The following is a 21,145-nucleotide window of genomic DNA, read 5'->3' on the forward strand; positions in this document are numbered from 1 at the left end:
TAAGGCCTGTCGCCACGCGGACGGTCTCCCTGGGGGCGGTCTCCATGGGGGCGATCACCGAACGGCCTGTCGCCTCGCGGACGGTCGCCGAACGAGCGGCCGCCTTGCGGCCTGTCTCCGTGCGGCCTGTCTCTTTGGGGCCTGTCACCCTGGGACCTGTCGCCTCGATACCCGGCGCCCTGCGGGCGATCGCCGCGCGGACGCTCGTCGCTTCGTGCATCGCCGGACTTTCGGGCTCCGAAGCCGCCGCCGGCCGGCCGGCTCCCGCCGGACCTGTCGCCGCCGAACTTGCCGCCACCGAACTTGCTGCCGCCCGAGCGGTTGCCGCCCGCGCTGTTACCGCCCGCGCTGTTACCGCCCGCGCTGTTACCGAAGGCACGATCACCGGACCCGCGCTCGCCTGACGGACGGTCGCGGAACGGCCTGTCGCCGGACGGGCGGTCGCCGAAAGACCGTTCACCGGGCCCACGGCCACCTTGCGGCCGATCGCCGAACGAGCGCTCTGCGCCGGCTGCCCTGCCCTGGGGCCGGTCACCCTGCTGCCTGTCACCCTGCGGCCTGTCACCGCCGGGTTTGCCCCCGCGCCCGCCGGAAGGCCGGTCGCCGAAGGGCTTTCCGCCGCCGTGCTTGCCCGGCGGCCGGCCGGAGCCGAACTTGGAAGCGCCGTCGCGCGGCTTGCCGTTGCCGGATCGTCCGCCGCCGGAGCCAGCCGGAGCGGAGGAGCGGCGCTCGGGCCGCGAGGGTCGTTTGTCTTTGGTCATGGCGCGCGTCATACCAGAGCCGCAAGATGCGGGGAAGCAGGCTTTTTCGGCGGGGCGTCATGCGTTTTCCGCCGGGCGGCCCGCAGCGCCCGCCTGCGGGATTTTCTTTGCCATGCCGCCACTGTAGGGTCTGCCGCGATGAGCAGTGCGGACGACACCCCGAAAGCCCCCCCGGAAGGTCCCGGACAGACCCTGTCCGGTGGCGGTTTCATGGACCTGGCGCTGGCCGAGGCGCGGGCCGCGGCCGCGCGCGGCGAGGTGCCTGTCGGTGCCGTTCTGGTGCGTGACGGCGAGGTGATCGCGGCGGCCGGAAACCGGACGCTGGAGCTTGCCGATCCGACCGCCCACGCGGAGGTTCTCGTGCTGCGCGCGGCCTGTGCGGCGACGGCAAGCCAGCGGCTGCCGGACTGCGATCTCTATGTGACGCTGGAGCCCTGCCCGATGTGCGCGGCGGCCATCTCCTTCGCCCGCATCCGCCGGCTCTATTTCGGCGCCGCCGACGAGAAGGGCGGGGCGGTGGAAAACGGCGTGCGGCTCTATGCGCAGCCCACCTGCCATCATGCGCCGGAGGTCTATTCGGGCCTTGCGGCGCGCGATGCGGCAGAGCTTCTGAAAGTATTCTTTCGCAACCGCAGGGCGTGAGGGCGGAGAAATTCGCGTTTTCTGTTTCCCCGGAGACTGAGGCCGTCCAGGTCGATTGCTAGGCTTCTTGTTGCCGCCGGTGCCCTTTCGCTCCGCGGCGCATCGTTTCAGGACAAGAAGTTTGGAGATCAGGATGTCTTGCCGTTTCCGTTTCTCATCGATGGGCGCCGTTGCGGGCGTCCTTGCAATCGCCCTACCCGCCCATGGCGCGGATGACCGTTTCCTGTGCTGGGAACCCAACACCGCCCTGATGGCCGCCGATATCGAGTACTGGACCCCGGAACGACGTGCGGCCGCAGTCAACGAGGTGTTCGGCCTCGTCAACCCGCCTGACCGTGCGGCGGCCGATGCCCCGATGGTGGCCCCGGCGCGGGCCGATGTGGCCGTTGCTCCCTTCTCCTATGGCGGGAAGCTGTTCTACACCCGCGGCGGGCAGGACTTCCAGGCCAGCGCCCAGTTCGTCGCCATGGACAACACCGTGCTGGCCGCCGCGCACAGCATGTACAAGGGCGGCAACCAGGCGACCAACATCACCTTCTATCGCGCCTATGACGGCGGCGGCGGTACCCAGTTCGAGATCGACAACGCCGCCGTCCTGGCCGCCTGGCCGGACGTTGCCGACGATCCGCCGTCGCCCCAGCGCAGCGCCTTCGACTATGCGGTGCTCAAGACCCGGACGGACAGCGCGGTCGGAAAATTCGCGCTCGGCAAGGATGCCGCGTTCACCGACGTGACGCTGATCGGCTATCCGGCGGCCCTCGACAATGGCGCGCGCATGTACAAGCAGCCCTCGCAACGTGTCGCGACGATCGGCGATGCCTTTCAGGCGGCGCCGAACCAGCTCACCCAGGGCGCCAGCGGCGGGGCGTGGTTTACAGGCGACGCGGCGCCGTTCACGGCGGTGAGTTCGATCTCCTCGGGTGGCGGCGGCAATGTCTACGGTCCGGTTTTCAAGGACCTGACTGAAGACCTGTTCGCCTATGTCGCCGGCGGGTGCCGATAGGATCGCCATGCCCTGTCGCGGCCGCTGTCAGCGCAGCGGCCGCGACAGAGCGTTCAACGCGTCCGGGTCGAGAATGGTGATATGGCTCCCCTGCACCCGGATGAATTCGGCGCAGTGCCAGCGGCGCATCTGCAGATTGATCTTCGGGCGGCTGGCGTTGATCATCTGACCGATGACGCTCTGGGAGATCGGCCGGTCGATGAGGATGCCGTCGCCGACATCCCGGCCATCCCTGTCCGACAGCCTGATGAGAAGACGGGCGAGCCGTGTCTCGAGCGTATGAAGCGACATGGTTTCCGCGAAGACCATGATCTCCCGGACCTGGCCGCAAACCCGCACGAGAAGCTTTCGGGAGAAGCCCGGATCATCCAGCAGACGGTTGAACAGCGCGCGGCGAACGCGCAAGGCACGTGTTCGCGTCAGGGCGACGGCCTCGCAGAGCGTCGGCTCCCCGGTGATCAGCTCGACCTCGCCGAACATGTCGCCGGGACCCAGTTCGCGGACGATGACCTCCCTTCCCTCCTCGGATGACAGCCGCATGGCGACGGAACCGGACATCAGCAGAACAGCCGTCTCGAGCTGTTCGCCCTGCTGAAAGACCGGCTGGCCCGCATCGAATTCCGTCTCCTGGAGGAACGCGACCTCGCGCTCCAGCGCCGCTGCCTCGAAATGGGAAAAAAGGGGGAGCGACCGAAGAATGGTCGATCGTTCAGTTCGTGACTGGTTCCGTGACATGAGCCCCCGCCGACCTCCCGAAAATGCAATCATTGTAAGTGGTAATCGAATTTTCAATTTTTAATTGTATCGCGGGGAACAGCTCGCCTTTCGATTGTGCTCTAGCCTCGAGATCGTCTCCCGCCGACACTGGCGGGGAGGTGTAACCGGCGGCACACGGACTGTTCCGGCGCCCGCTACCGGCGTGTCCCGCCGGCGGCGGAAGGGCGCGCCGCCATGTTTTCCGATTGAAACGGCATTGGAGAGAAAAATGACTTTTCGAATGGGAGCCCTCGCGCTCAACCGGGATCTCGAAGCCCCGCAGCCCTACAGCCTGACGGTTCTCAACGAGAACAGTCGCCTGCAGCAATTCGCCATGTTCCAGACGATCCCCAACATCGTCGGCCCCTCGACCGATCCCCTGTCTCTCGCCTGGATGCTCGGCACGGCGGCGCCCGGCAGCCCGAGCAATCCGAGCCAGTCGCGGTTCGACTGGCAGATCGAGTATTCTGCGAACACCGGCTATGTGCAGGACATCGGCACGACGACGGATCCGCGCCGCTTCACCACGGCAAGCAATATCGGCGTCGCCGTGGACAGCGACAACATGCTCAACGTCACCTATCTGGGGACGTTCCCGAACGGCGCGCCCGCTTTTCCCTCCGACCCGACCTCCGGCAAGAAGGGCGAGATCCAGGTTCAGGCGGACGGGCTGATCCCGACCCATGTCCAGACGCAGTCGCAGAACATGACGGTCAATGTCGGTATCGGCATGAACAACAAGCCGACCGTCGTCGTCGAGCTGCTGCCGAACCTCCTGTACCAGTTCACGCCGAAGCCGACCTACTACATCATCTCGGGCTCCTTCGTCGAAGGCCAGGTGATCGACACGGCGACGTCGACCGCCGCCTACAAGGTGACGTTCGACGGGGTGACGACGCGCACGCTCAGGTTCACCGAGGAAAACCAGTTCGTGTCGGCCTGAGCCGCCTCCGGCAGCCGCTTGACGGCTGAACGCTTCCCGCGCGGCATCGCGTCCGCGCGGGAGGGATCTTGCCGGGGCGGCATCGTGTCCGCGCGGGAAGGATCTTGCCGGGGCGGCCGCGCGGCCACCGCCGAGGCTGTGACAGCGGTTGCGGGGAAGGGAGAGAAAGATGCCGTTCAGGCGGGGCCGGGTTCCGAAGGAGGAAGAGGCCGTTTCTCCTTTCAACCTCGAAATCTGGAATGAAACGCCGAACGACCAGACCTTCGTGATGCTGGCCGATCCCGGGACGGCAAGCACCGTGCCGTCCGGGCCGGCGCCCCTGCCGCTGGCCTGGCTGGTCGGGGTCATCCCGGGCAAGGTCGGCAGTGTCGTCTCCACCGGCTATTTCTACTGGGCGGAGGATTTCGCCTACGCGCTCGGCGAGATCAGCGCGAAGGGTGCCGGCGGCTTCCTGGAGACGGTCGCGGCGCCGCTCAGTGCCGGCGGCGACGACAGCGTGGCGGCAGGTTTTGCCGGAAGCGCCGGCCACGGGGCGCCGAAGCTCGTCTCCATCACGAAGGCGGGGACAGCCGGGTTCACGATGAAAAGCGATGCAAGCGTGCCGACGGCGGCGGAACAGGCGGCGGCGCTTGTCTACTACGCTGGCTGCTGGGCAATCGACGAGGTCGATACCTCGGGACGCTATGCCGCGACGCAGGCCCGGCAGTATCTGCCCAATCTGGTTGAAACGCTCGCGCCGGCCCCGGCCTATTCCGTTATTGCGGGACCCGCGCAGACCTTTGCCGGGGATGTCCTCGCCCAGGCGGTGGTGCAGGGCGCCTATGATGTCGACTTCGCCGGCGTGTCGGTGGTCCGCCTGACCTATACGGCGAGCAACACCTTCCAGCCGCGCTGACCCTTCCCCGCAAGAGGCGGTTTGGCCCTCGACCCTGTCGTCCGGCTCGCGATATATCGGAACTGCCCGTGACGAAGTGGCGCCGGAGGGAGAGACGATGATCGCCGTTATTTTCGAGGTCTGGCCGAAGGACGGCCACAAGGAACCCTATCTCGACATTGCCGCCGGCCTGAAGCCGCTGCTTGCCGAGCAGGACGGTTTCATCTCGGTCGAGCGCTTCGAGAGCCTGACCGAGCCGGGCAAGCTGCTCTCCGTTTCTTTCTGGCGCGATGAGGAAGCGCTTGCGAAATGGCGGCACGAGGCCGAGCACCGCATCGCCCAGGCGGCCGGGCGCGGCAAGCATTTTGCCAACTACCGGCTGCGGGTCGCCGGCGTCATCCGCGATTACGGCATGGACCAGCGCGACGAGGCCCCGGAAGACAGCATCGCCCTGCACGGGTGAGGCGGGCCGGGCCGGTTCCGCCTCAATGCTCGGGCAGGACCAGAACGGTGGGCATTGCCGGCAGCGCGGCGCGGCTTGCCACATAGAGCGGGCTCGGCGAGGTCTCGACCGTGTAGCCTTCGGTCGCCATCCGCGCTGTGAAACTCTCGCGCGATCCGTAGGTATAGGCGTGCATCGGGATGACGATGCGCGGCGACACCGCCTTGAGCACTTCGACGAGGCTGTCGAGACGCAGGGTCGAGGCATTGTCGACCGGTGCGAAGACGATGTCGATCGTGCCGAGCCGGGCGAGGTCGTCCTGGGTCAGGCGGTGATGCAGGTGGCCGAGATGGGCGATGCACAGATCCGCCACCTCGAAGACGAAGATCGAATTGCCGAGCCGGCGGGTTTCCCCGTCCCAGCCACGGATATTGGTCTGCAGGTTGCGGATGCGCACGTCCCCGACGGTGAGATCGTGGTCCATCGGCCCGCCATCCGGGTTCCAGCCGAACAGCACATGCTCGATGCCGGGGTCGGGATTGAGGGTGAAATGGGTGGAATGGGCGCCGTTCATGGTGACGACGCGCGGCAGTCGCTCGGGTCGATGGACATTGTTGTAGTCGGTGGCGATGCGCACGCCCGTTGGCGTTTCCAGTTCGAAGGTCGCGTGGCCGATATAGGTGATGCCGACCTGGTCGCGCTCGAGGGCGGCCAGGTGGACAGGCGCCGCCTCGGTGATCCAGCCGCCCCCGGCCAGCAACTGGCAGGAGGCGAGGGCCGAGCCGCCGGAGCCAAGCGCCAGGGGAACGGCCAAGGCAAGCGACAGGATGAAAGCCGGGACACCAGCCGGCACCAAAGACCGGGCAAACCCGCGAGGCCGCCGAGAGCTGCGTGGCGCATCCGTGCGGCGCGTCTGCGTGCCGGGCGGAAGAGGGTCGCACGCAGGCGCGGGCGATGAGGGCGGCAAGGCCATGGCAGGGCTCCTTCGGGTCGCTCCGCCCTGATAGGATAGGGCCGGGCGGAAAGGCTTCAAGAACCCTGCGGCGCCGGCCTGCCTCAGGACGCCGCCCCGGCCCTTCGCTCGAAGGCCTCGATCGCCGCGGCGATGCGCTGTTTGGTCGTTTCGCGCATCGGCTCGGCGGCGGCGAGGATGCGATCGGTCTTCATGAAGTCGAGAACCCGGAAGCCGGCAATGTCGGGCTTGATAAGGATATCCGGCTGCCGGCTCTTGAGCTTTTCCTGGGTGATCGACTGCATCAGGATCTGGGTTGCGCCGAAGACCGCATCGGTGGCGCCGGGCACCATCCGCCCCTTGCGCGGGATCGGCGAGCCGACGACGTCGGAGGCGACGACAATATCGATATCGGCCGGCAGCGCGTCGAAGGGCAGGGGATTGACCAGTCCGCCGTCGACCAGGATCCGCTCGTCGAGCGTCACCGGCTTGAACAGGGCGGGGATCGCCATCGAGGCGGCGACGGCGGCATGCAGCGGGCCGGAGGAGAGCTGTACCTCGCGGCAGCGGAAGAAATCCGTGGCGATCACCGAGAGTGGTATCTGCAATTCTTCGAAGGTGGCGGGAATATGCGGCCCGACGAACTGCTCCAGCACCTTGCCGGCGTCGAACTGCATGATGCGGGGATTGCCGAAGAAGTCGCCGAGCTTGCGCGGCCTCAGCTTCCAAAGCCGGGCAAGCACCGCGTTGCGGTCGCGGAAGATCGCCTCCGAAACCTCGCGCAATGCCTCGCCGTCCAGCCCGCCGGCGAAGCCCGCGCCGAAGATGGCGCCGATCGACGTGCCGGAGATCGCGTCGGGGACGATGCCGAGATCGCCAAAGGCCTCGATCACCGGAACATGCGCCATGCCGCGTGCGCCGCCGCCGCCCAGTGCCAGCCCGATCCGGGGTCTGCTCATGTGTTCTCCGCCTGAAATGCCGTTCCGTGGTGCGTTGCCGATGACGCGTTGCCCGACAGGAAGCGCAGGATTGGGGGCGCAATATGGCGGCCGCCGTCGTCGCCCTTGCCGCGTGGCGGGCAGGCGCTATCAGTCGTCGCCAAGGGGCCGCACCGTGTCGCCGAGCGAGATCCGGCCGGATGCGAGCACCTCGGCATAGAAGCCGCCATGCCCGCGCATGGCGTTGTAGCCGCCGAAGCCGATGGCGGTCTCCATCCGGCTGCAGGGCGCGCAGGGGCCTGTGATGCGCAGGCGCGCAGCCCCGAGCTGTATGTCGCGGTGGCGCAGTGCGGCGAGATTTATGCCGGAAACGACGATGTTTCGACGCAGCAGTGCAGGGTCGATGCCGGCCTGCCCGGCGAAGCCGGCGATCAGCGGCAGATGCTCGGCCTGGATCAGGGTGACGGCGCGCTTGCCGCCACTCGTATAGTGGTCGCCGGCAATGCCGCCTTCGCCGATCTCGGCGCTTTCGACCACACGCACCGGCTCAAGACGGGCGGGGCGGATGCCGATCCAGTCGACCCTGCCTTCGCCGGCATGACGGGCCAGCAGTTGCTTCAGCTCCATGCGTTCTTGTCCTGTCCCTGGTCGGCGCGTGCCGCGCGAAGCGGATCACCGGTCAAGATGGTGCGGCGGGACGAAAGTCGCTAGTCTCGGCCGTCAACCGATTCCGCCGTCCGGACTGGCCCGCGCAAGCAACAAGAGACACCATGGCCAGCGAAGCCGTACCTCCCTTTTTCGCCGAATCCCTCCTGTTCCTGTCGGCGACGGTGGTCGCCGTGCCGTTCGCCAAACGTGTCGGCCTCGGTTCCGTCGTCGGTTTTCTGGCGGCCGGGCTCGCCATCGGGCCCTACGGGCTCGATTTCATCCGCTCGGCCGACGAAATCCTGGGCGTTGCCGAACTGGGCGTCGTCCTGCTCCTCTTCGTCATCGGTCTGGAACTGGAACCGGCGCGGCTGTGGAAGATGAAGGGCGACATTTTCGGGCTCGGCACCTCCCAGGTGCTGGCCTGCGGCGCGGCCCTGGTCGGACTGCTGCTGCTGGCCGGACAACCGGGCGAACTGGCGGTGATCGCGGGTCTCGGACTGGCCCTGTCCTCCACCGCCTTCGCTCTGCAGATCCTCCAGGAGCGCGGCCATCTGACGACGCCCTACGGCCAGCGCGCCTTCGGCATCCTGCTCTTGCAGGATATGGCGATCGTGCCGCTGCTGGCGCTGATCCCGATCCTGTCGCCGCGCGACGAGGGCGGTGGCCTGACCGACGTGCTTGCCCAGGTGGCGATCACCATCGCCGCGGTCGGCGGCGTCGTGATCGCGGGACGCTACCTGCTGACGCCGCTGTTCACGCTGCTGTCGCGGGTGCGCGCCCGCGAAGTCATGCTGGCGGCGGCCCTGCTGGTGGCGCTGGGCAGTGGCGCGATCATGCATGCCGCCGGCCTGTCGATGGCGCTCGGCGCCTTTCTGGCCGGCGTGATGCTGGCCGAATCGAGCTTCCGGCACACGCTGGAAGCCGATATCGAACCGTTCCGGGCGCTGCTGATGGGACTGTTCTTCATCTCCGTGGGGATGTCGCTGGACCTCGGCCTTGCCATCGCCAACTGGGAGGTCGTGGCGCTCGGGGTCGTCGCGGTGATGGGCGTCAAGGGCGTGCTGATCTGGGCATTGTCACGGATCTTCGGTTCCAGCAATGCGGACGCGCTGAAGATCGCCTTCACGCTGCCCCAGGGCGGCGAGTTCGCCTTCGTCCTGTTCACCGCCGCGGCGACCGCCGGCATCCTGGGCCGCGACACGCTGACCCTGCTGATCGCCATCGTCGTGCTGACCATGCTGTTCACCCCGCTCGGATGTGCCTTTCACGACATGCTGGTGCGCCGCCTGCAGCGCCGGGGCGTCGTCACCGATGCGGTCGAGACCTTCGAGGAGGCGCGGCCTGCGGTGCTGGTCGTCGGCTTTGGCCGCTTCGGCATGATGGTGGCGCAGATGCTCACCTCCGAGGAGGTCGAGATCATCGCGCTCGACAACCGCGCCGAGCGCGTCGCCTATGCCCGCAAGCTTGGCTACAAGGTCTATGTGGGCGATGCGACACGGCCGGACGTGCTGAAGGCGGCCGGCGCCGACAAGGCGGTGCTCGTCGCGCTGTGCATCGAGAACGACAAGGTCATGAGCCAGGCAATCGAGCTGATCCGGGCGAGTTTTCCGGCGGCGAAGCTGTTCTGCAGGGCCACCGACCGAGTGCATGCGCTGGAACTGACCCGGCAAGGGGTCGATTACCACATCCGCGAGACGTTCGAATCCAGCATCTCCTTTGCCCGTGCGGCGCTGGGCGAGCTCGGCATTGCCGCCGACCGCATCGCGGAGATCGAGGAGGATGTGCGCCGCCGGGACAACGAGCGCATGGAGATCCAGATGCGCGAGGGCATGATGGCGGGCACCGACACGCTGCATCGGGTGACGCCGCGTCGGCCGCCGGCCGGCACGGTCGATGTGTCCGGGGAGCGAGGCGAGTGAGCCAGGGCCCGCAGACGGGTGGCGGCGGCATGGCAGGGGGTGGTCAAGGCGATGGCGGCCCTGTATTGAGGACCGAAAGGCGCCGGCGAACGGCAGCCAGAGGCAACAGACGCATGAACCGATACGAAACACCGCGCGTGCCGGGCGAGGCGCGCATCCGCTATCTGGACGCCGACTTCCAGATCCTGTCGCCGGGCACTTTCGTGCGCTGTGCGGTGACCGGCCAGTCGATACCGCTGGACGAACTGAAATACTGGAGCGTCTCGCGCCAGGAAGCCTATGTCGACGCGCAAAGCGCGCTTGCCCGCTACAGGGAAACCGGCGACACCGCCTGAGATCGGGCCCTGAACGCGGCGATCCGGTCAAGAAGCAGCGCAACGAGGCCGGCCGGCTCGCGCAGGCGCATCTCCACCTCCAGGACCAGACTGCGCGCCGCCAGTTCGTTCAGCGCGGGCGCCTGTACGCCGCCGAGGCGGACGTGGTCCTTGGCCGTGGTGACAAGTGTCAGCCCGCCCGCATTCGCAGCGTCCAGCAGCTGCCGTGCCTCCGCCTCGCGGAAGGTGTGGTGGTCGCCGAAAAACCGCTGGCCGACGACCGTCGCGCCGGCACGGGTCAGGCTTTCGACGAATTTTTCCGGCCGCCCGATGCCGGAAAAGGCGAGCACGGAAAGCCCGTCGACCAGCGCGGCGTTGCAGGGTTCAATCCGTGCCTCGAACACCGGCAGAGCCCGTGCCTGAGCGGCGCTGCGAACCGGTTCGGCCCCTGCGCCCTCGCCGGCGACGACAAGCGCGTGCCCATGCGGGAGCTGACGGGCGACCGGCGCGCGCAGCGGCCCGGCGGGAAGACACTGCCCGTTGCCGATGCCGCTGGCGGCATCGAGGAGCACAAGTGAGACGGTCTTTTCCAAAGACGGGTTCTGGAACCCGTCATCCATGAGGATCACCGATCCGAGTGTTTCGGCAATGCTCGCGCCGGCGACCCGGTCGGGGCAGATCACGGTGGGCCGGCAACCAGCCAGCAGCAACGCCTCGTCGCCGACATCGGCCGCCGTGTGGTGCCGAGGCTCGACCTGCACCGGGGTCGCTCCCGACAGGCGCCCCCCATAACCGCGCGTGAGAAAGACCGGCCGCTCGCCCGCATCGGCGAGCAGGCCCGCAAGCGCCAGCGCGAAGGGGGTCTTGCCGCTGCCGCCGGCAACAAGGTTGCCGATGCAGATCACCGGAATTTTCGGGCGGGCACGGGGCTTGCGATCCATGCGGGCCGCCGTGACCGCGCCGTAGATCCGGCCAAGGGGGGCAAGCAGGCGGGCCGCAAGGCTCGGGCGCGCCTGCCACCAGAAGGCCGGGCTGTGCCAGCCGCCGCTCATTTTCGTTTCTCCGGCAGGGCGGCAAGCAGAGGCGCCAGCGCATCCAGCGAGGCGGCAAGCGCGCCGCTTCCCGCGGCAACGACGCTGGCGGCGGTCGCCGCGCGCGCCCGCGTCAGCTCGGGATCGGCGAGCAGGCGCGCCAAGGCCCGGGCAAGTGCGTCCGCATCCTCGACGACTTCCGCGCCCTGCGCGGCGATCAGCGGACGGTAGATGTCCTGCAGGTTGAAGACATGGGGTCCGGTCAGGATGGCGGTCTCCAGACGGGCGGCCTCAAGCGGGTTCTGTCCGCCTTCCGGCACCAGCGACTTGCCGATGAAGGCGACCGGCGCGACCCGGTGGAACAGGCCCATCTCGCCGATCGTGTCGCCGAGATAGATGTCGCCGTCGGGCGACGGCAGCTCGCCATGCGAGCGGCGCGACAGCGTCAGCCCGCGAGCCGCAAGGCTCGCCGCGATGGCATCGCCGCGCTCGGGATGGCGCGGCACGACGATCGTCAGCAGTCCGGGAAAATCGGCGGCGAGCGCCTGGTGGACGCGGGCGGCCAGCAGTTCCTCCCCGTCATGGGTGCTGGCGGCAAGCCAGACGGGCCGGTCCGCGATGCGGGCGCGCAGCACGGCAAGGGCGTCCTCGTCGACAGGTAGCGTCGTGCCGTCGAATTTCAGGTTGCCGCAGATCTCGACCCGGGGAACGCCGAGGTGATGCAGGCGCGCGGCATCTGCGGCGGTCTGCGCAAGGCAGAGCGGGATGCGCGAAAACACCGCGCGTGCCAGCGGCAGCATGCGCGACCAGCCGCGCGCGGTGCGTTCCGACATGCTGGCGCTTGCCACGACCAGCGGGATGCGACGTGCGGCAAGTGCTGCGATCATCGCCGGCCAGACTTCCGATTCCAGCGTGATCGCGAGATCGGGCCGCCAATGACGCAGGAAGCGGGCGAAGTTGGACGGGGTGTCGTAGGGCACGAACTGGTGGATGACGCCGGGATCGCTCTCGCCGCCCGCGATCCGCGCCGAGGTGACCGTGCCGGTGGTCAAGAGCACCGTGAAGTCCTTGGCGCGCAGCGCCTGCATCAGCGGTCGGGCGGCGTTCATCTCGCCGACGCTGGCCGCGTGCAGCCAGGCAAGCCGTCCGGGCGGTCGTGCTTTCGCTGTGCGGCCGAAACGTTCTCCCCGCCGCGACGGGTCTTCCTTGCCGCGCGCGGCACGGCGGGCGAAGAGGATCGGCAGCAACGGCGTCACGGCAAGCCCGAAGCCCCGGTAGGCGCCCAGCAGGGCGGCGCCGGCAAGGCGGGAGGCGAGCGATGTCCGGACCGGCGCGTCGCTCATCCGCTTTTCGCCAGGGCATAGGCGCGCTCGGTCGCCGCGTTGACGCCGGCCTCGACGGCAAGGCGGGCCGCTTCGAGTGCGTCCTCGTCGGCATCGGCGGCGACACGGATCGGCTCGCCGACCACGACGGCCAGTCGGCCGAAAGGCAGGTTGATCGTCGCCCGGTCCCAGCTCGGAAGGTCGATATGGCGGTTGGTGGCGACGGCGACCGGCAGGATCGGCCGTCCGGAATGGCGGGCGAGCTGCACGACGCCAAGCCCCGCGATCCGCGACACCTTGGGCACGTCCGCCGTCATCGCGATGCTGTCGCCCTCGCGCAGGCAGCGCAGTGCCTCGATGAAGCCGCGCATGCCGCCGCGCTTGGCGACCTGATGGGCATGATGGGCGCCGGAGGCGCGGATCACGCCAAGGCCGAGACGGCGCGCGGCAACCGCGTTGATCTCGCCGTCGCCGGAGCGCGAGACCATGACCCGGAAGGCGTGACCGGGAGGACGATGCAGCGGGACGGCGAAATGCTGGCCATGCCAGGTGGCGACGATCGCCGGCATCTCCCCGTCGATCCGCTCGAACCGGTCGGGCGGGTCGAGACGGACAGTGCTCGTCCTGTAGACCAGCTTCAGATAGGCGGCGAGCGCGGTGCCGAGCAGGCGCTGCACGACCGGGCTGCGGCCGATGCGCTTCAGCATGACGCGCTCCGCGCCGGCACCGGGTCCAGCCTGGGTGGGAACTGCCGCAAGCGCCTACTTCCCGTCGGTTTCCGGGTCCAGCAGGCGATGCATGTGGACAATGAAGTAGCGCATGTGGGCGTTGTCGACCGACTGTTGCGCCTTCTGCTTCCAGACCGCGTAGGCGCTGGCGTAGTTCGGGTAGATGCCGACGAGATCGAGATCTTCGAGATCGCGGAAGGTAAGGCCGTCGACCTGTTCGAGCTCGCCGCCGAATACGAGGTGGAGCAGTTGCTTGCCGGATTCCGTGGTCGTCATGGACGTCTCTCCGAGAACGGGTATCGCAGGGCTGGCCGGATGATCCGGCCGGGCGGACAGGGTTACATCAGGTCGGCGAGGATCGGCCGCAACGGATCGACAAGCGCCGCCGGACCGGCCACGAGCGCCGGGTGCCGGACACTGGCCCGGTTATAGGCAAGCGCGCGACCGTCAAGGTCCTCGAGCAGGCCGCCCGCTTCCTGCACCAAAAGGTCGGCGGCCGCAAGGTCCCAGTCGCAGGCGTTCTCGCGCACCACGGCAAGGTCGATGCGTCCTTCCGCGACCAGCGCGAGGCGAAGCGCGAGCGAGGGAACATAGCCGGCGTGGGAAAGGCCGGTCGCGGTCAGCCCGGCGCGTGCCGCGATGCTCTTGGGTCCGGCGACGCTCGAACCCCTCAGCCGGTCCCGCGAGGAGATCGACACGGGCTGTCCGTTGAGCCGGGTCCCGTGTCCCGGGACCGCCACGTAAAGGTCGTCGCCGACCGGACGGTAGAGCGCCGCGGCCACGGGCCGGCCGGCCTCGACGACGGCGATCGCGACAGTCCATTCGCCCGAGCCGGAGAGAAAACCACGGGTGCCGTCGATCGGGTCGACGACGAAACTGCGCGCCGTTCCCAGCCGCGAGCGATCGTCGGCGGTCTCTTCCGACAGCCAGCCGTAATTCGGCCGGGCGGCGCGCAGCACCTCGGCGAGATGGCGGTCGACGGCAAGGTCCGCCTCGGAGACGGGCGAATCGTTCTCCTTCGTCCAGCGCCTGGGATCCTTGCGGAAATAGGAGAGCGCGATCTCGCCGCCGCTGCGCGCGGCACCGGCGATCAGTTCCATGTCGGCAAGGTTGGCGTGGCTGTCACTCACCGGCAATGGTCATGTCCTTCACCAGGAGGCTGGGAACCGCATAGGCCGAACGTGTGTCGAGATCGCTGCCGGCGACAAGCGAGGCGAACATGCTCACAAGATTTCCGGCGATGGTGATCTCAGATACCGGGAAGACGATCTCGCCGTCCTCGACCCAGAAACCGGACGCGCCGCGCGAATAGTCGCCGGTGACGCCGTTGACGCCGTGGCCGATCAGGTCGGTGACGAAGAGGCCCGTGCCGATGCCTGCCAGGAGTTCGGCCTGCGACCGGTTGCCGGGCGAGAGCGTCAGGTTGGTGGCCGAGGGGCTGGTGCCGGCGCCGGCGCGCGAGGCGCGGGCATTCGGTGCAAGGCCAAGCTCCCGGGCCGCCGGCGTGTCCAGAAGCCACTGGGTGAGGACGCCGTTCTCGACAAGCGTCAGCGGGGCAACCGGGCGGCCCTCGCCGTCGAAGGGACGGCTTGCCGCGCCGCGCGGCCGGGTCGGGTCGTCGATGACGGAGATGGAGGCTGGCAGGATCGCCTGGCCGAGCCGGTCCTTCAGGAAGCTTGTGCCGCGGGCGATGGCGGCGCCGTTGATCGCGCCGGCAAGATGGCCGAGCAGCGAGCGCGCCGCGCGCGGCTCGTAGACGATGTCGGCGGTGCGCGTCGACAGCCGGCGCGGGTTGACGCGGGCAACCGCCCGTTCGCCGGCGCGCCGGCCGATATCGGCGGCATCGTCCAGATCGGCAAGGAAGCCGCGGCTGTCATAATCGTAGTCGCGTTCCATCGCGGTGCCTTCGCCGGCAATCGCGGTCGCGGAGACGCCGTGACGGGACACGAGATAGCCGCCGCAAAAGCCTTCGCTCGTCGCCAGCACCAGTCCGCCAAGGCGCCAGGAAGCACTGGCGCCGCCCGACTTGGTGACGCCAGCCACCGCGAGAGCGGCGGCTTCGGCCGCCTTTGCGCGCTCGGCCAGCATCGCCGCGTCGACGGTTGCCGGGTCGAGAAGGTCAAGCTCGGGAAAGCCGGTGGCGATCTCGTCGGCGGGAACGAGGCCTGCGAACGGGTCTTCCGGCGCAACACGGGCCATGGCGACCGCCCGCTCGGCGAGACGCTCGCCATCCTGGAAGGAGTTGGCCGAGACGCTGGCGACGCGCCCGCCGCAGAAGACGCGCAAGGTGACGTCGTCGCCTTCGGCCCGTTCGCTTTCCTCGACCTTGCCGTCGCGCAGATCGGCGGAGAAGGCGACACCGGTTGCCGCCACGACGTCGGCCGCATCGGCGCCGGCGGCCCGGGCCGCGGCGACAAGCCGGCGTGCCTCGTCCATCAGCTTGCCCTGGTCGATCGGTGTTTGCATCATGTCGTCCCTGAAAGAGTTGCGCCCAAAGCTCTAGTCATCGTCGCCGCCAACGGCAAGCGCGGGCAGGCCGGCATGGTCACGATTTGTTTGCCCTCTTCGGTGACCAATGGCTAACCCTGGTTGCAATCAGAAAAACTTAACCGTGCTTGTTAAGCGTATCGGGAGGGCTCGCTGCTAGATTGAACCCATCAGAGGCCAACAGAAAAATGGCCCGATGGAGAGCGAATTGAGCCGTCAAACAGCACATCAGGACGCCACTGCAAACGGATCGGGCCGCACCGCGCGGCTCGATCCCGCGCAGATGCCGCACCGCTTCGCGACCCGCGGCACCGCCTGCGAACCGACGACGTTCGACGTCTATATCGACCGCCAGCAGGTCATCGTCAAACGTCGGCTCGCCGGCCTGCCGCTGACACTGGTCCAGCCGGTCAACGTCTTCCTCGGCGTTTTCGCCCAGGTTGTTCCCGGCAAGGAGCCGGGCACGCTGAAGGCCCGCATCGGGCTCATGCACCGCGACCCGGCCATGTCGATCGAACTGGCCGTCGACGACCGCCTTGAGGGTCTCGCCGACGACTGGTGCGGCTGGGGCGAGGCGCTCGGCCTGCCGCTGCTTCTCGTGGAGCCGGACGGGTCCGTCACCCGTGTCGACGGTCCCGAACACCCCGCACGTGTGCCGCTGGTGCCGGCACGCCGCCGCGTCGCCGCGCTGACCGGCCGCCGTCCGCGCTTCCTGCTGCGGCGCAAGCCCGGCAAGGCCGACGGGGCGCCGCACGTGCACCGGGCGGAGCGCGAGATCATCGCCCGTACCTGAACCCGTCAGGGGCTGACGGCCGGGGTCCCGACCCTAAAGCAGCCCCTGCACCATCGCCTCGAGAACGAGCCCCGCGAAGACGATCCAGCCGTAGCTGGTGTTGGAACGGAAGAGCTTCAGGCACTGGTCCGGATCGTCGATGTCGAGCCGGACGATCTGCCAGACCAGATGACCGAGACCAAGCGCCAGTCCCGCAAACGCGGCCGGCCCGGCATCCGCCCCGAACAGTGCCAGCGCGAAGAGAGCCGTCGCCCCGCCGTAAAGGGCGGCGAGCGCGGGCTTGGTCCAGTCCCCGAAAAGCCTTGCGGTCGAGTGTACCCCGACCAATGCGTCGTCTTCCTTGTCCTGGTGGGCATAGATCGTGTCGTAGCCGATGGTCCACAGGATGCCACCGGCATAAAGCGCGACCGCCGGCCAGTCGAGCCGGCCGAACGCCGCCGCCCAGCCCATCAGCGCGCCCCAGGAAAAGGCGAGGCCGAGAAAGAGCTGCGGCCAGTTTGTCACCCGCTTCATGAACGGATAGACGGCGACCACCGCCAGCGAGGCGATGCCGAGCAGGACGGCGAACCAGTTGAACTGCAGCAGCACGGCGAGCCCCGTCAGGGCCTGCGCGGCAAGGAACACCTTTGCCTGCAGCCGCGACACCTGGCCCGAGGGAAGCGGCCGCGAACGGGTGCGCGCCACCTTGTCGTCGATCTCCTGGTCGACAAGGTCGTTATAGGTGCAGCCGGCGCCGCGCATTGCCACCGCGCCGATGAGAAAGAGCACCATGTGCCAGGGATCGGGGAAGGCCTTGCCGCCGGCGATCGCGGCGAGTGCCGCCGACCACCAGCAGGGCCACAGCAGCAGCCACCAGCCGATGGGGCGCTCCCAGCGGGCAAGCCGGGCGTAGGGGCGCAGCCAGTCCGGTGCATGGGTATCGACCCAGTGCCCGCGAACCGCGTCGGCCACCCGGCCGGTAATCGTCTCGTCCTGCATTGCCTCACCTGTCGCAACCCGTGTCCTGTCGGGTGATAAAGCCTTTGCTCCGGGGATGAAAGGGCGGGGCTTGTCTCCGGCCGGACCTGCCTGTACGACGCGGGCCTGTGGAACGTGGCGCCGTGCATGCGGCGGGCACGGCGATGCGAAGGAACGGGGTGAGCGACAGATGAATATCCTGCTGATCGGATCCGGCGGACGGGAGCACGCGCTTGCCTGGGCGATCGCCAATTCGCCGCTGACGGATACGCTCTATGCCGCGCCCGGAAATGCCGGCATCGCCGCGGAGGCGACCTGCGTTGCCCTCGACACGAGTGACGCCTCCGCCGTCATCACCTTCTGCCGCGACCACGACATCGGCCTTGTCGTCGTCGGGCCGGAAGGTCCGCTGGTGGCCGGTCTCGTCGACGACCTTGCCGGGGCCGGCATCAAGGCCTTCGGGCCGAAGAAGGCGGCGGCAGCGCTCGAGGGGTCGAAGGGCTTCACCAAGGATCTTTGTGCCAGGGCGGGCATCCCGACCGCCGGCTACGGCCGGTTCACCGACGCCGGGGCGGCGCGCGCCTATGTGCGCGAGAAGGGCGCGCCGATCGTGGTCAAGGCGGACGGGCTTGCCGCCGGCAAGGGCGTCGTCGTGGCGATGACCGAGGACGAGGCGCTCGCGGCGATTGACGCGTGTTTCGACGGCGAGTTCGGGGCCGCCGGCGCCGAGGTGGTGGTCGAGGAGTTCCTGGAGGGCGAGGAGGCGAGCCTCTTCGTGCTGTCGGACGGGCGCAACGCCCTGATGCTGGCCACCGCGCAGGACCACAAGCGCGTCGGCGAGGGCGACACCGGCCCCAATACCGGCGGCATGGGCGCCTATTCCCCGGCACCCGTGATGACCGCCGAGATGACGGCGCGCGCCATGCGCGAGATCGTCGAGCCGACCGTGGCAAGGCTCGCGGCGGAAGGAACGCCCTTCGCCGGCGTTCTCTATGCCGGGCTGATGATCACCGCCAAGGGGCCGCAGCTGATCGAATACAATGCCCGTTTTGGCGATCCCGAATGCCAGGTCATGATGATGCGTCTCAAGGATGACATCGTCACGTTGATGCTTGCCTGCGTCGACGGCACGCTCGACAGGGTCGGGGCGCGCTGGCGCGACGAGGTTGCGCTGACCGTCGTGCTGGCGGCCAGGGGCTATCCGGGTATCTACGAGAAGGGCAGCGAGATCCGCGGTCTTGCCGAACTCGACGGCGACCCGGCGCTGAAGGTCTTCCATGCGGGAACCCGAACCGAGGGTGATGCGGTGCTGGCCAATGGCGGGCGGGTGCTCAATGTCACGGCGCTGGGTGCGACGGTGGCCGACGCGCGCGCGCGCGCCTATGCCGCCATCGAGCGCATCGACTGGCCGGAGGGCTTCTGCCGCCGCGACATCGGCTGGCGCGCGGTGGCGCGCGAGGAAACGCGCGGCTGAGGCCGGCCGGAGCCGACCGTCTCCCGGCGATCGTCTTGAAGCAGAACGCAAAAGCCGCCATTCTCGCGGGAAGGACGGGTCCGGGCGCATGCCGCCCGGGCAACGCGGGAGGCAGATCATGGGCATCGGTACAAGCGGGCAGGCGGACGACCTCTTTCCCGGCTTCCGCAGCGAGATGCTGCGCGGCGACGGCGTCGACATCTTCTGCCGGATCGGCGGCTCGGGACCGCCGCTGCTGCTGCTGCACGGATATCCCCAGACCCATGCCATGTGGCACAAGATGGCGGGCGAACTGGCCGGTGATTTCACCGTGGTTGTTGCCGACCTTCGCGGCTATGGCGCATCGGACGCACCCGAGGGCGATGCCGGGCACCACCTCTATTCCAAGCGGGCGATGGCGGCCGACATGGTCGCGGTGATGGCCGGGCTCGGCCACGAGCGGTTCGCCGTCGCCGGCCACGACCGGGGCGGACGCGTCGCCTACCGCATGGCGCTTGACCATCCCGACCGTGTCGCGCGGCTCGCCGTGCTCGACATCCTGCCGACCTACGACTACTGGCGGAACATGGACTGGCACTACGGGATGGCGATCTATCACTGGCTGTTCCTGGCCCAGCCCCGGCCGATGCCCGAACGGCTGATCGCCGGCGCCGCGGATTTCTATCTCGAGCACACGCTGGCGAGCTGGACGGCGACCAAGGACCTGTCCGCCTTCGATCCGCGCGCGCTCGCCGCCTATCGGGCTTCTTTCCTGCAGGAGGCGCGCCAGCACGCGGCCTGCGAGGACTACCGGGCCGGCGCCACCATCGACATGGAGCTGGATACGGCCGACCGCGAGGCGGGCCGGCGTATCGGCTGTCCGGTGCTGGTGCTCTACGGCAACCGGGGCATTGCGGAAAAAACCTCGACGCCGCTCGGCACGTGGTCGCGCTGGGCCGACGATGTGCGCGGCACCGGTGTCGATGCCGGCCATTTCCTGGTGGAGGAGAACCCGGCCGAAACGCTCGATGCGATGCTGCCCTTCTTCCTGCAGGAAGCGCTGGCGTGAGTTCCGGGGAAGCCGGAGGTTTCGACCGGCAGCAGGCCTTTTCCGGGACACAGGAGGTGCCGGACGCGCTCGCCATCGATACGGGACGGCTGGCGGATTTCCTCTCGGGCGCCGTGCGGGGCTTTGCCGGGCCGCTCGGCGCCAGCCAGTTCAAGGGCGGCCAGTCCAACCCGACCTACCTGCTGGAAACGCCGGGCGCATCCTATGTGCTGCGCCGCAAGCCGCCGGGCAGGTTGCTTCCCTCCGCCCATGCGATCGACCGTGAATATCGGGTGATGAAGGCACTCGGCGAGGCGGGCTTTCCCGTGCCGCGCGTCCATTGCCTGTGCGAGGACGAAGCGGTGATCGGCACGTCCTTCTACGTGATGGACAAGGTCGAGGGGCGGATCTTCTGGGACCCGTCCATGCCGGGAGAGGACCGGGCAACGCGCGCCGCCGTCTACGGCGAGATGAACGCGACCCTGGCGCATTTACACGGGATCGAGCCGGCGGCGGCGGGGCTCGGCGATTTCGGCAAGGGCGAGGGCTATGTCGCCCGCCAGATCGCCCGCTGGTCGAAACAGTACCGTGCTTCGGAGATCGGGCGGATTGCCGAGATGGACCGGCTGATCGACTGGCTGCCGACGCGGTTGCCCCAGGCCGGCCCGGTCCGGGTGGTGCATGGAGACTTTCGCCTCGACAACCTGATCGTGACGCCCGGCCGTGCCGAGGTCGCCGCCGTCCTCGACTGGGAATTGTCGACGCTCGGCGATCCGGTCGCCGACTTCACCTATCACTGCATGCAATGGGTGATGCCGGAAGGGCCGGACGGCGGCGGTATCGGCACGCTGAAGGGACATGATATCGAGGCGCTCGGCCTGCCGCTGCTTGCCGGCTACATCGCCGCCTATGAGCGGGCGACGGGCTTTTCCGTCGCCGAGGATCTCGACTTCTTCTTTGCCTACAATTTCTTCCGCATCGCCGCGATCCTGCAGGGCATTGCAGGCCGGGTGCGCGACGGCACGGCGACCAATGCCAACGCGGCGGTGATGGAACGCCAGGTCCGCCCGCTCGCCGAAACCGCCTGGGCTTTCGCCAGACGCGCGGGGGCGTGACGGGCGCTCGCGGCGGATG

General features: G+C 68.5%; 23 protein-coding genes. 12 read left to right on the forward strand and 11 right to left on the reverse strand.

Annotation, left to right across the window (positions count from 1 at the left end; translation table 11 throughout):
• The first annotated feature begins 44 nt into the window (after nt 1-44).
• The 3 genes from ACQY46_RS08290 (at nt 45) to ACQY46_RS08300 (ending at nt 2,406) form a co-directional block, all read left to right on the forward strand.
• Nucleotides 45-404 carry a hypothetical protein gene (locus tag ACQY46_RS08290; protein WP_428699776.1) on the forward strand — a complete coding sequence of 120 codons (360 nt, stop codon included), beginning with the start codon at nt 45-47 and terminating at the stop codon, nt 402-404.
• A gap of 567 nt (nt 405-971) precedes the next feature.
• Nucleotides 972-1,403, forward strand: a complete 432-nt coding sequence (locus ACQY46_RS08295; protein WP_428700441.1) for a nucleoside deaminase — start codon at nt 972-974, stop codon at nt 1,401-1,403.
• Between the two features lie 133 nt (nt 1,404-1,536).
• Nucleotides 1,537-2,406, forward strand: a complete 870-nt coding sequence (locus tag ACQY46_RS08300; RefSeq protein WP_428699777.1) for a hypothetical protein — start codon at nt 1,537-1,539, stop codon at nt 2,404-2,406.
• Between the two features lie 27 nt (nt 2,407-2,433).
• Here the strand turns inward: ACQY46_RS08300 and ACQY46_RS08305 are convergent, their stop codons facing one another.
• Nucleotides 2,434-3,141 (reverse strand): Crp/Fnr family transcriptional regulator, encoded by a 708-nt coding sequence (locus tag ACQY46_RS08305; protein ID WP_428699778.1) that lies wholly within the window; start codon nt 3,139-3,141, stop codon nt 2,434-2,436.
• A 250-nt stretch (nt 3,142-3,391) separates the two neighbouring features.
• Between ACQY46_RS08305 and ACQY46_RS08310 the strand changes: the two genes are divergently transcribed.
• The 3 genes from ACQY46_RS08310 (at nt 3,392) to ACQY46_RS08320 (ending at nt 5,442) form a co-directional block, all read left to right on the forward strand.
• Nucleotides 3,392-4,105 carry a hypothetical protein gene (locus ACQY46_RS08310; protein WP_428699779.1) on the forward strand — a complete coding sequence of 238 codons (714 nt, stop codon included), beginning with the start codon at nt 3,392-3,394 and terminating at the stop codon, nt 4,103-4,105.
• A gap of 169 nt (nt 4,106-4,274) precedes the next feature.
• A complete protein-coding gene (locus ACQY46_RS08315) occupies nt 4,275-5,000 on the forward strand; it encodes a hypothetical protein (RefSeq protein ID WP_428699780.1) in 726 nt (241 codons plus the stop codon).
• Nucleotides 5,001-5,097: 97 nt separating this feature from the next.
• On the forward strand, nt 5,098-5,442 hold the full coding sequence (locus tag ACQY46_RS08320; protein ID WP_428699781.1) for an antibiotic biosynthesis monooxygenase family protein: 345 nt from the start codon (nt 5,098-5,100) through the stop codon (nt 5,440-5,442).
• Between the two features lie 22 nt (nt 5,443-5,464).
• On the opposite strand, the gene ACQY46_RS08325 is transcribed toward ACQY46_RS08320, so the two are convergent.
• The 3 genes from ACQY46_RS08325 to ACQY46_RS08335 form a co-directional block, all read right to left on the reverse strand.
• Entirely contained in the window at nt 5,465-6,058 is a 594-nt protein-coding gene (locus tag ACQY46_RS08325; RefSeq protein WP_428700442.1) for an MBL fold metallo-hydrolase, read from the reverse strand.
• Nucleotides 6,059-6,477: 419 nt separating this feature from the next.
• Nucleotides 6,478-7,332 carry a patatin-like phospholipase family protein gene (locus tag ACQY46_RS08330; RefSeq protein WP_428699782.1) on the reverse strand — a complete coding sequence of 285 codons (855 nt, stop codon included), beginning with the start codon at nt 7,330-7,332 and terminating at the stop codon, nt 6,478-6,480.
• A 129-nt stretch (nt 7,333-7,461) separates the two neighbouring features.
• On the reverse strand, nt 7,462-7,938 hold the full coding sequence (locus tag ACQY46_RS08335; protein WP_428699783.1) for an MOSC domain-containing protein: 477 nt from the start codon (nt 7,936-7,938) through the stop codon (nt 7,462-7,464).
• Nucleotides 7,939-8,081: 143 nt separating this feature from the next.
• Between ACQY46_RS08335 and ACQY46_RS08340 the strand changes: the two genes are divergently transcribed.
• Nucleotides 8,082-9,878, forward strand: coding sequence for a monovalent cation:proton antiporter-2 (CPA2) family protein (locus tag ACQY46_RS08340; RefSeq protein ID WP_428699784.1), 1,797 nt, complete (start codon nt 8,082-8,084; stop codon nt 9,876-9,878).
• Nucleotides 9,879-9,991: 113 nt separating this feature from the next.
• Entirely contained in the window at nt 9,992-10,213 is a 222-nt protein-coding gene (locus ACQY46_RS08345; RefSeq protein ID WP_428699785.1) for a DUF2093 domain-containing protein, read from the forward strand.
• Here ACQY46_RS08345 and lpxK read toward each other — a convergent pair.
• The 6 genes from lpxK to ACQY46_RS08375 form a co-directional block, all read right to left on the reverse strand.
• Nucleotides 10,186-11,244: a tetraacyldisaccharide 4'-kinase gene (lpxK, locus tag ACQY46_RS08350; protein WP_428699786.1), complete on the reverse strand. Its 1,059-nt coding sequence runs from the start codon at nt 11,242-11,244 to the stop codon at nt 10,186-10,188. The genes ACQY46_RS08345 and lpxK overlap by 28 nt on opposite strands.
• Nucleotides 11,241-12,566, reverse strand: a complete 1,326-nt coding sequence (locus ACQY46_RS08355; RefSeq protein WP_428699787.1) for a 3-deoxy-D-manno-octulosonic acid transferase — start codon at nt 12,564-12,566, stop codon at nt 11,241-11,243. The genes lpxK and ACQY46_RS08355 overlap by 4 nt, the downstream gene beginning before the upstream one ends.
• Complete coding sequence (locus ACQY46_RS08360; RefSeq protein ID WP_428699788.1) at nt 12,563-13,252, reverse strand: lysophospholipid acyltransferase family protein; 690 nt, start codon at nt 13,250-13,252, stop codon at nt 12,563-12,565. Before ACQY46_RS08360 ends, ACQY46_RS08355 begins: the two co-directional genes overlap by 4 nt.
• Before the next feature lie 54 nt (nt 13,253-13,306).
• The gene (locus ACQY46_RS08365; RefSeq protein WP_306027072.1) at nt 13,307-13,549 is read right to left on the reverse strand and encodes a DUF4170 domain-containing protein; all 243 of its coding nucleotides are present in this window, start codon (nt 13,547-13,549) and stop codon (nt 13,307-13,309) included.
• Nucleotides 13,550-13,611: 62 nt separating this feature from the next.
• Nucleotides 13,612-14,403, reverse strand: coding sequence for a 3'(2'),5'-bisphosphate nucleotidase CysQ (locus ACQY46_RS08370; protein WP_428699789.1), 792 nt, complete (start codon nt 14,401-14,403; stop codon nt 13,612-13,614).
• On the reverse strand, nt 14,396-15,739 hold the full coding sequence (locus ACQY46_RS08375; RefSeq protein ID WP_428699790.1) for a TldD/PmbA family protein: 1,344 nt from the start codon (nt 15,737-15,739) through the stop codon (nt 14,396-14,398). The genes ACQY46_RS08370 and ACQY46_RS08375 overlap by 8 nt, the downstream gene beginning before the upstream one ends.
• A gap of 229 nt (nt 15,740-15,968) precedes the next feature.
• Between ACQY46_RS08375 and ACQY46_RS08380 the strand changes: the two genes are divergently transcribed.
• Nucleotides 15,969-16,553: a DUF6101 family protein gene (locus tag ACQY46_RS08380; protein WP_428699791.1), complete on the forward strand. Its 585-nt coding sequence runs from the start codon at nt 15,969-15,971 to the stop codon at nt 16,551-16,553.
• 33 nt (nt 16,554-16,586) lie between these two features.
• Here the strand turns inward: ACQY46_RS08380 and ubiA are convergent, their stop codons facing one another.
• Nucleotides 16,587-17,531, reverse strand: coding sequence for a 4-hydroxybenzoate octaprenyltransferase (ubiA, locus tag ACQY46_RS08385; protein WP_428699792.1), 945 nt, complete (start codon nt 17,529-17,531; stop codon nt 16,587-16,589).
• A 169-nt stretch (nt 17,532-17,700) separates the two neighbouring features.
• Here ubiA and purD point away from each other — a divergent pair, with 169 nt between their 5' ends.
• The 3 genes from purD (at nt 17,701) to ACQY46_RS08400 (ending at nt 21,126) form a co-directional block, all read left to right on the forward strand.
• A complete protein-coding gene (gene purD / locus ACQY46_RS08390) occupies nt 17,701-18,984 on the forward strand; it encodes a phosphoribosylamine--glycine ligase (RefSeq protein ID WP_428699793.1) in 1,284 nt (427 codons plus the stop codon).
• Between the two features lie 118 nt (nt 18,985-19,102).
• Nucleotides 19,103-20,032 (forward strand): alpha/beta fold hydrolase, encoded by a 930-nt coding sequence (locus ACQY46_RS08395; RefSeq protein WP_428699794.1) that lies wholly within the window; start codon nt 19,103-19,105, stop codon nt 20,030-20,032.
• Nucleotides 20,029-21,126, forward strand: a complete 1,098-nt coding sequence (locus tag ACQY46_RS08400; RefSeq protein WP_428699795.1) for a phosphotransferase family protein — start codon at nt 20,029-20,031, stop codon at nt 21,124-21,126. Before ACQY46_RS08395 ends, ACQY46_RS08400 begins: the two co-directional genes overlap by 4 nt.
• Nucleotides 21,127-21,145: the final 19 nt, after the last annotated feature.

This window comes from Stappia sp. (assembly GCF_965276915.1).
Classification (GTDB): Bacteria; Pseudomonadota; Alphaproteobacteria; order Rhizobiales; family Stappiaceae; genus Stappia.

What these genes read in the sequence shown, in the direction of transcription:
- ACQY46_RS08290 (WP_428699776.1), top strand. Translation starts at nt 45, where the DNA reads ATGGGGGCGATCACCGAACGGCCTGTCGCCTCGCGGACGGTCGCCGAA.
- ACQY46_RS08295 (WP_428700441.1), top strand. Translation starts at nt 972, where the DNA reads ATGGACCTGGCGCTGGCCGAGGCGCGGGCCGCGGCCGCGCGCGGCGAG.
- ACQY46_RS08300 (WP_428699777.1), top strand. Translation starts at nt 1,537, where the DNA reads ATGTCTTGCCGTTTCCGTTTCTCATCGATGGGCGCCGTTGCGGGCGTC.
- ACQY46_RS08305 (WP_428699778.1), bottom strand. Translation starts at nt 3,141, where the DNA reads ATGTCACGGAACCAGTCACGAACTGAACGATCGACCATTCTTCGGTCG.
- ACQY46_RS08310 (WP_428699779.1), top strand. Translation starts at nt 3,392, where the DNA reads ATGACTTTTCGAATGGGAGCCCTCGCGCTCAACCGGGATCTCGAAGCC.
- ACQY46_RS08315 (WP_428699780.1), top strand. Translation starts at nt 4,275, where the DNA reads ATGCCGTTCAGGCGGGGCCGGGTTCCGAAGGAGGAAGAGGCCGTTTCT.
- ACQY46_RS08320 (WP_428699781.1), top strand. Translation starts at nt 5,098, where the DNA reads ATGATCGCCGTTATTTTCGAGGTCTGGCCGAAGGACGGCCACAAGGAA.
- ACQY46_RS08330 (WP_428699782.1), bottom strand. Translation starts at nt 7,332, where the DNA reads ATGAGCAGACCCCGGATCGGGCTGGCACTGGGCGGCGGCGGCGCACGC.
- ACQY46_RS08335 (WP_428699783.1), bottom strand. Translation starts at nt 7,938, where the DNA reads ATGGAGCTGAAGCAACTGCTGGCCCGTCATGCCGGCGAAGGCAGGGTC.
- ACQY46_RS08340 (WP_428699784.1), top strand. Translation starts at nt 8,082, where the DNA reads ATGGCCAGCGAAGCCGTACCTCCCTTTTTCGCCGAATCCCTCCTGTTC.
- ACQY46_RS08345 (WP_428699785.1), top strand. Translation starts at nt 9,992, where the DNA reads ATGAACCGATACGAAACACCGCGCGTGCCGGGCGAGGCGCGCATCCGC.
- lpxK (WP_428699786.1), bottom strand. Translation starts at nt 11,244, where the DNA reads ATGAGCGGCGGCTGGCACAGCCCGGCCTTCTGGTGGCAGGCGCGCCCG.
- ACQY46_RS08355 (WP_428699787.1), bottom strand. Translation starts at nt 12,566, where the DNA reads ATGAGCGACGCGCCGGTCCGGACATCGCTCGCCTCCCGCCTTGCCGGC.
- ACQY46_RS08360 (WP_428699788.1), bottom strand. Translation starts at nt 13,252, where the DNA reads ATGCTGAAGCGCATCGGCCGCAGCCCGGTCGTGCAGCGCCTGCTCGGC.
- ACQY46_RS08365 (WP_306027072.1), bottom strand. Translation starts at nt 13,549, where the DNA reads ATGACGACCACGGAATCCGGCAAGCAACTGCTCCACCTCGTATTCGGC.
- ACQY46_RS08375 (WP_428699790.1), bottom strand. Translation starts at nt 15,739, where the DNA reads ATGCAAACACCGATCGACCAGGGCAAGCTGATGGACGAGGCACGCCGG.
- ubiA (WP_428699792.1), bottom strand. Translation starts at nt 17,531, where the DNA reads ATGCAGGACGAGACGATTACCGGCCGGGTGGCCGACGCGGTTCGCGGG.
- purD (WP_428699793.1), top strand. Translation starts at nt 17,701, where the DNA reads ATGAATATCCTGCTGATCGGATCCGGCGGACGGGAGCACGCGCTTGCC.
- ACQY46_RS08395 (WP_428699794.1), top strand. Translation starts at nt 19,103, where the DNA reads ATGGGCATCGGTACAAGCGGGCAGGCGGACGACCTCTTTCCCGGCTTC.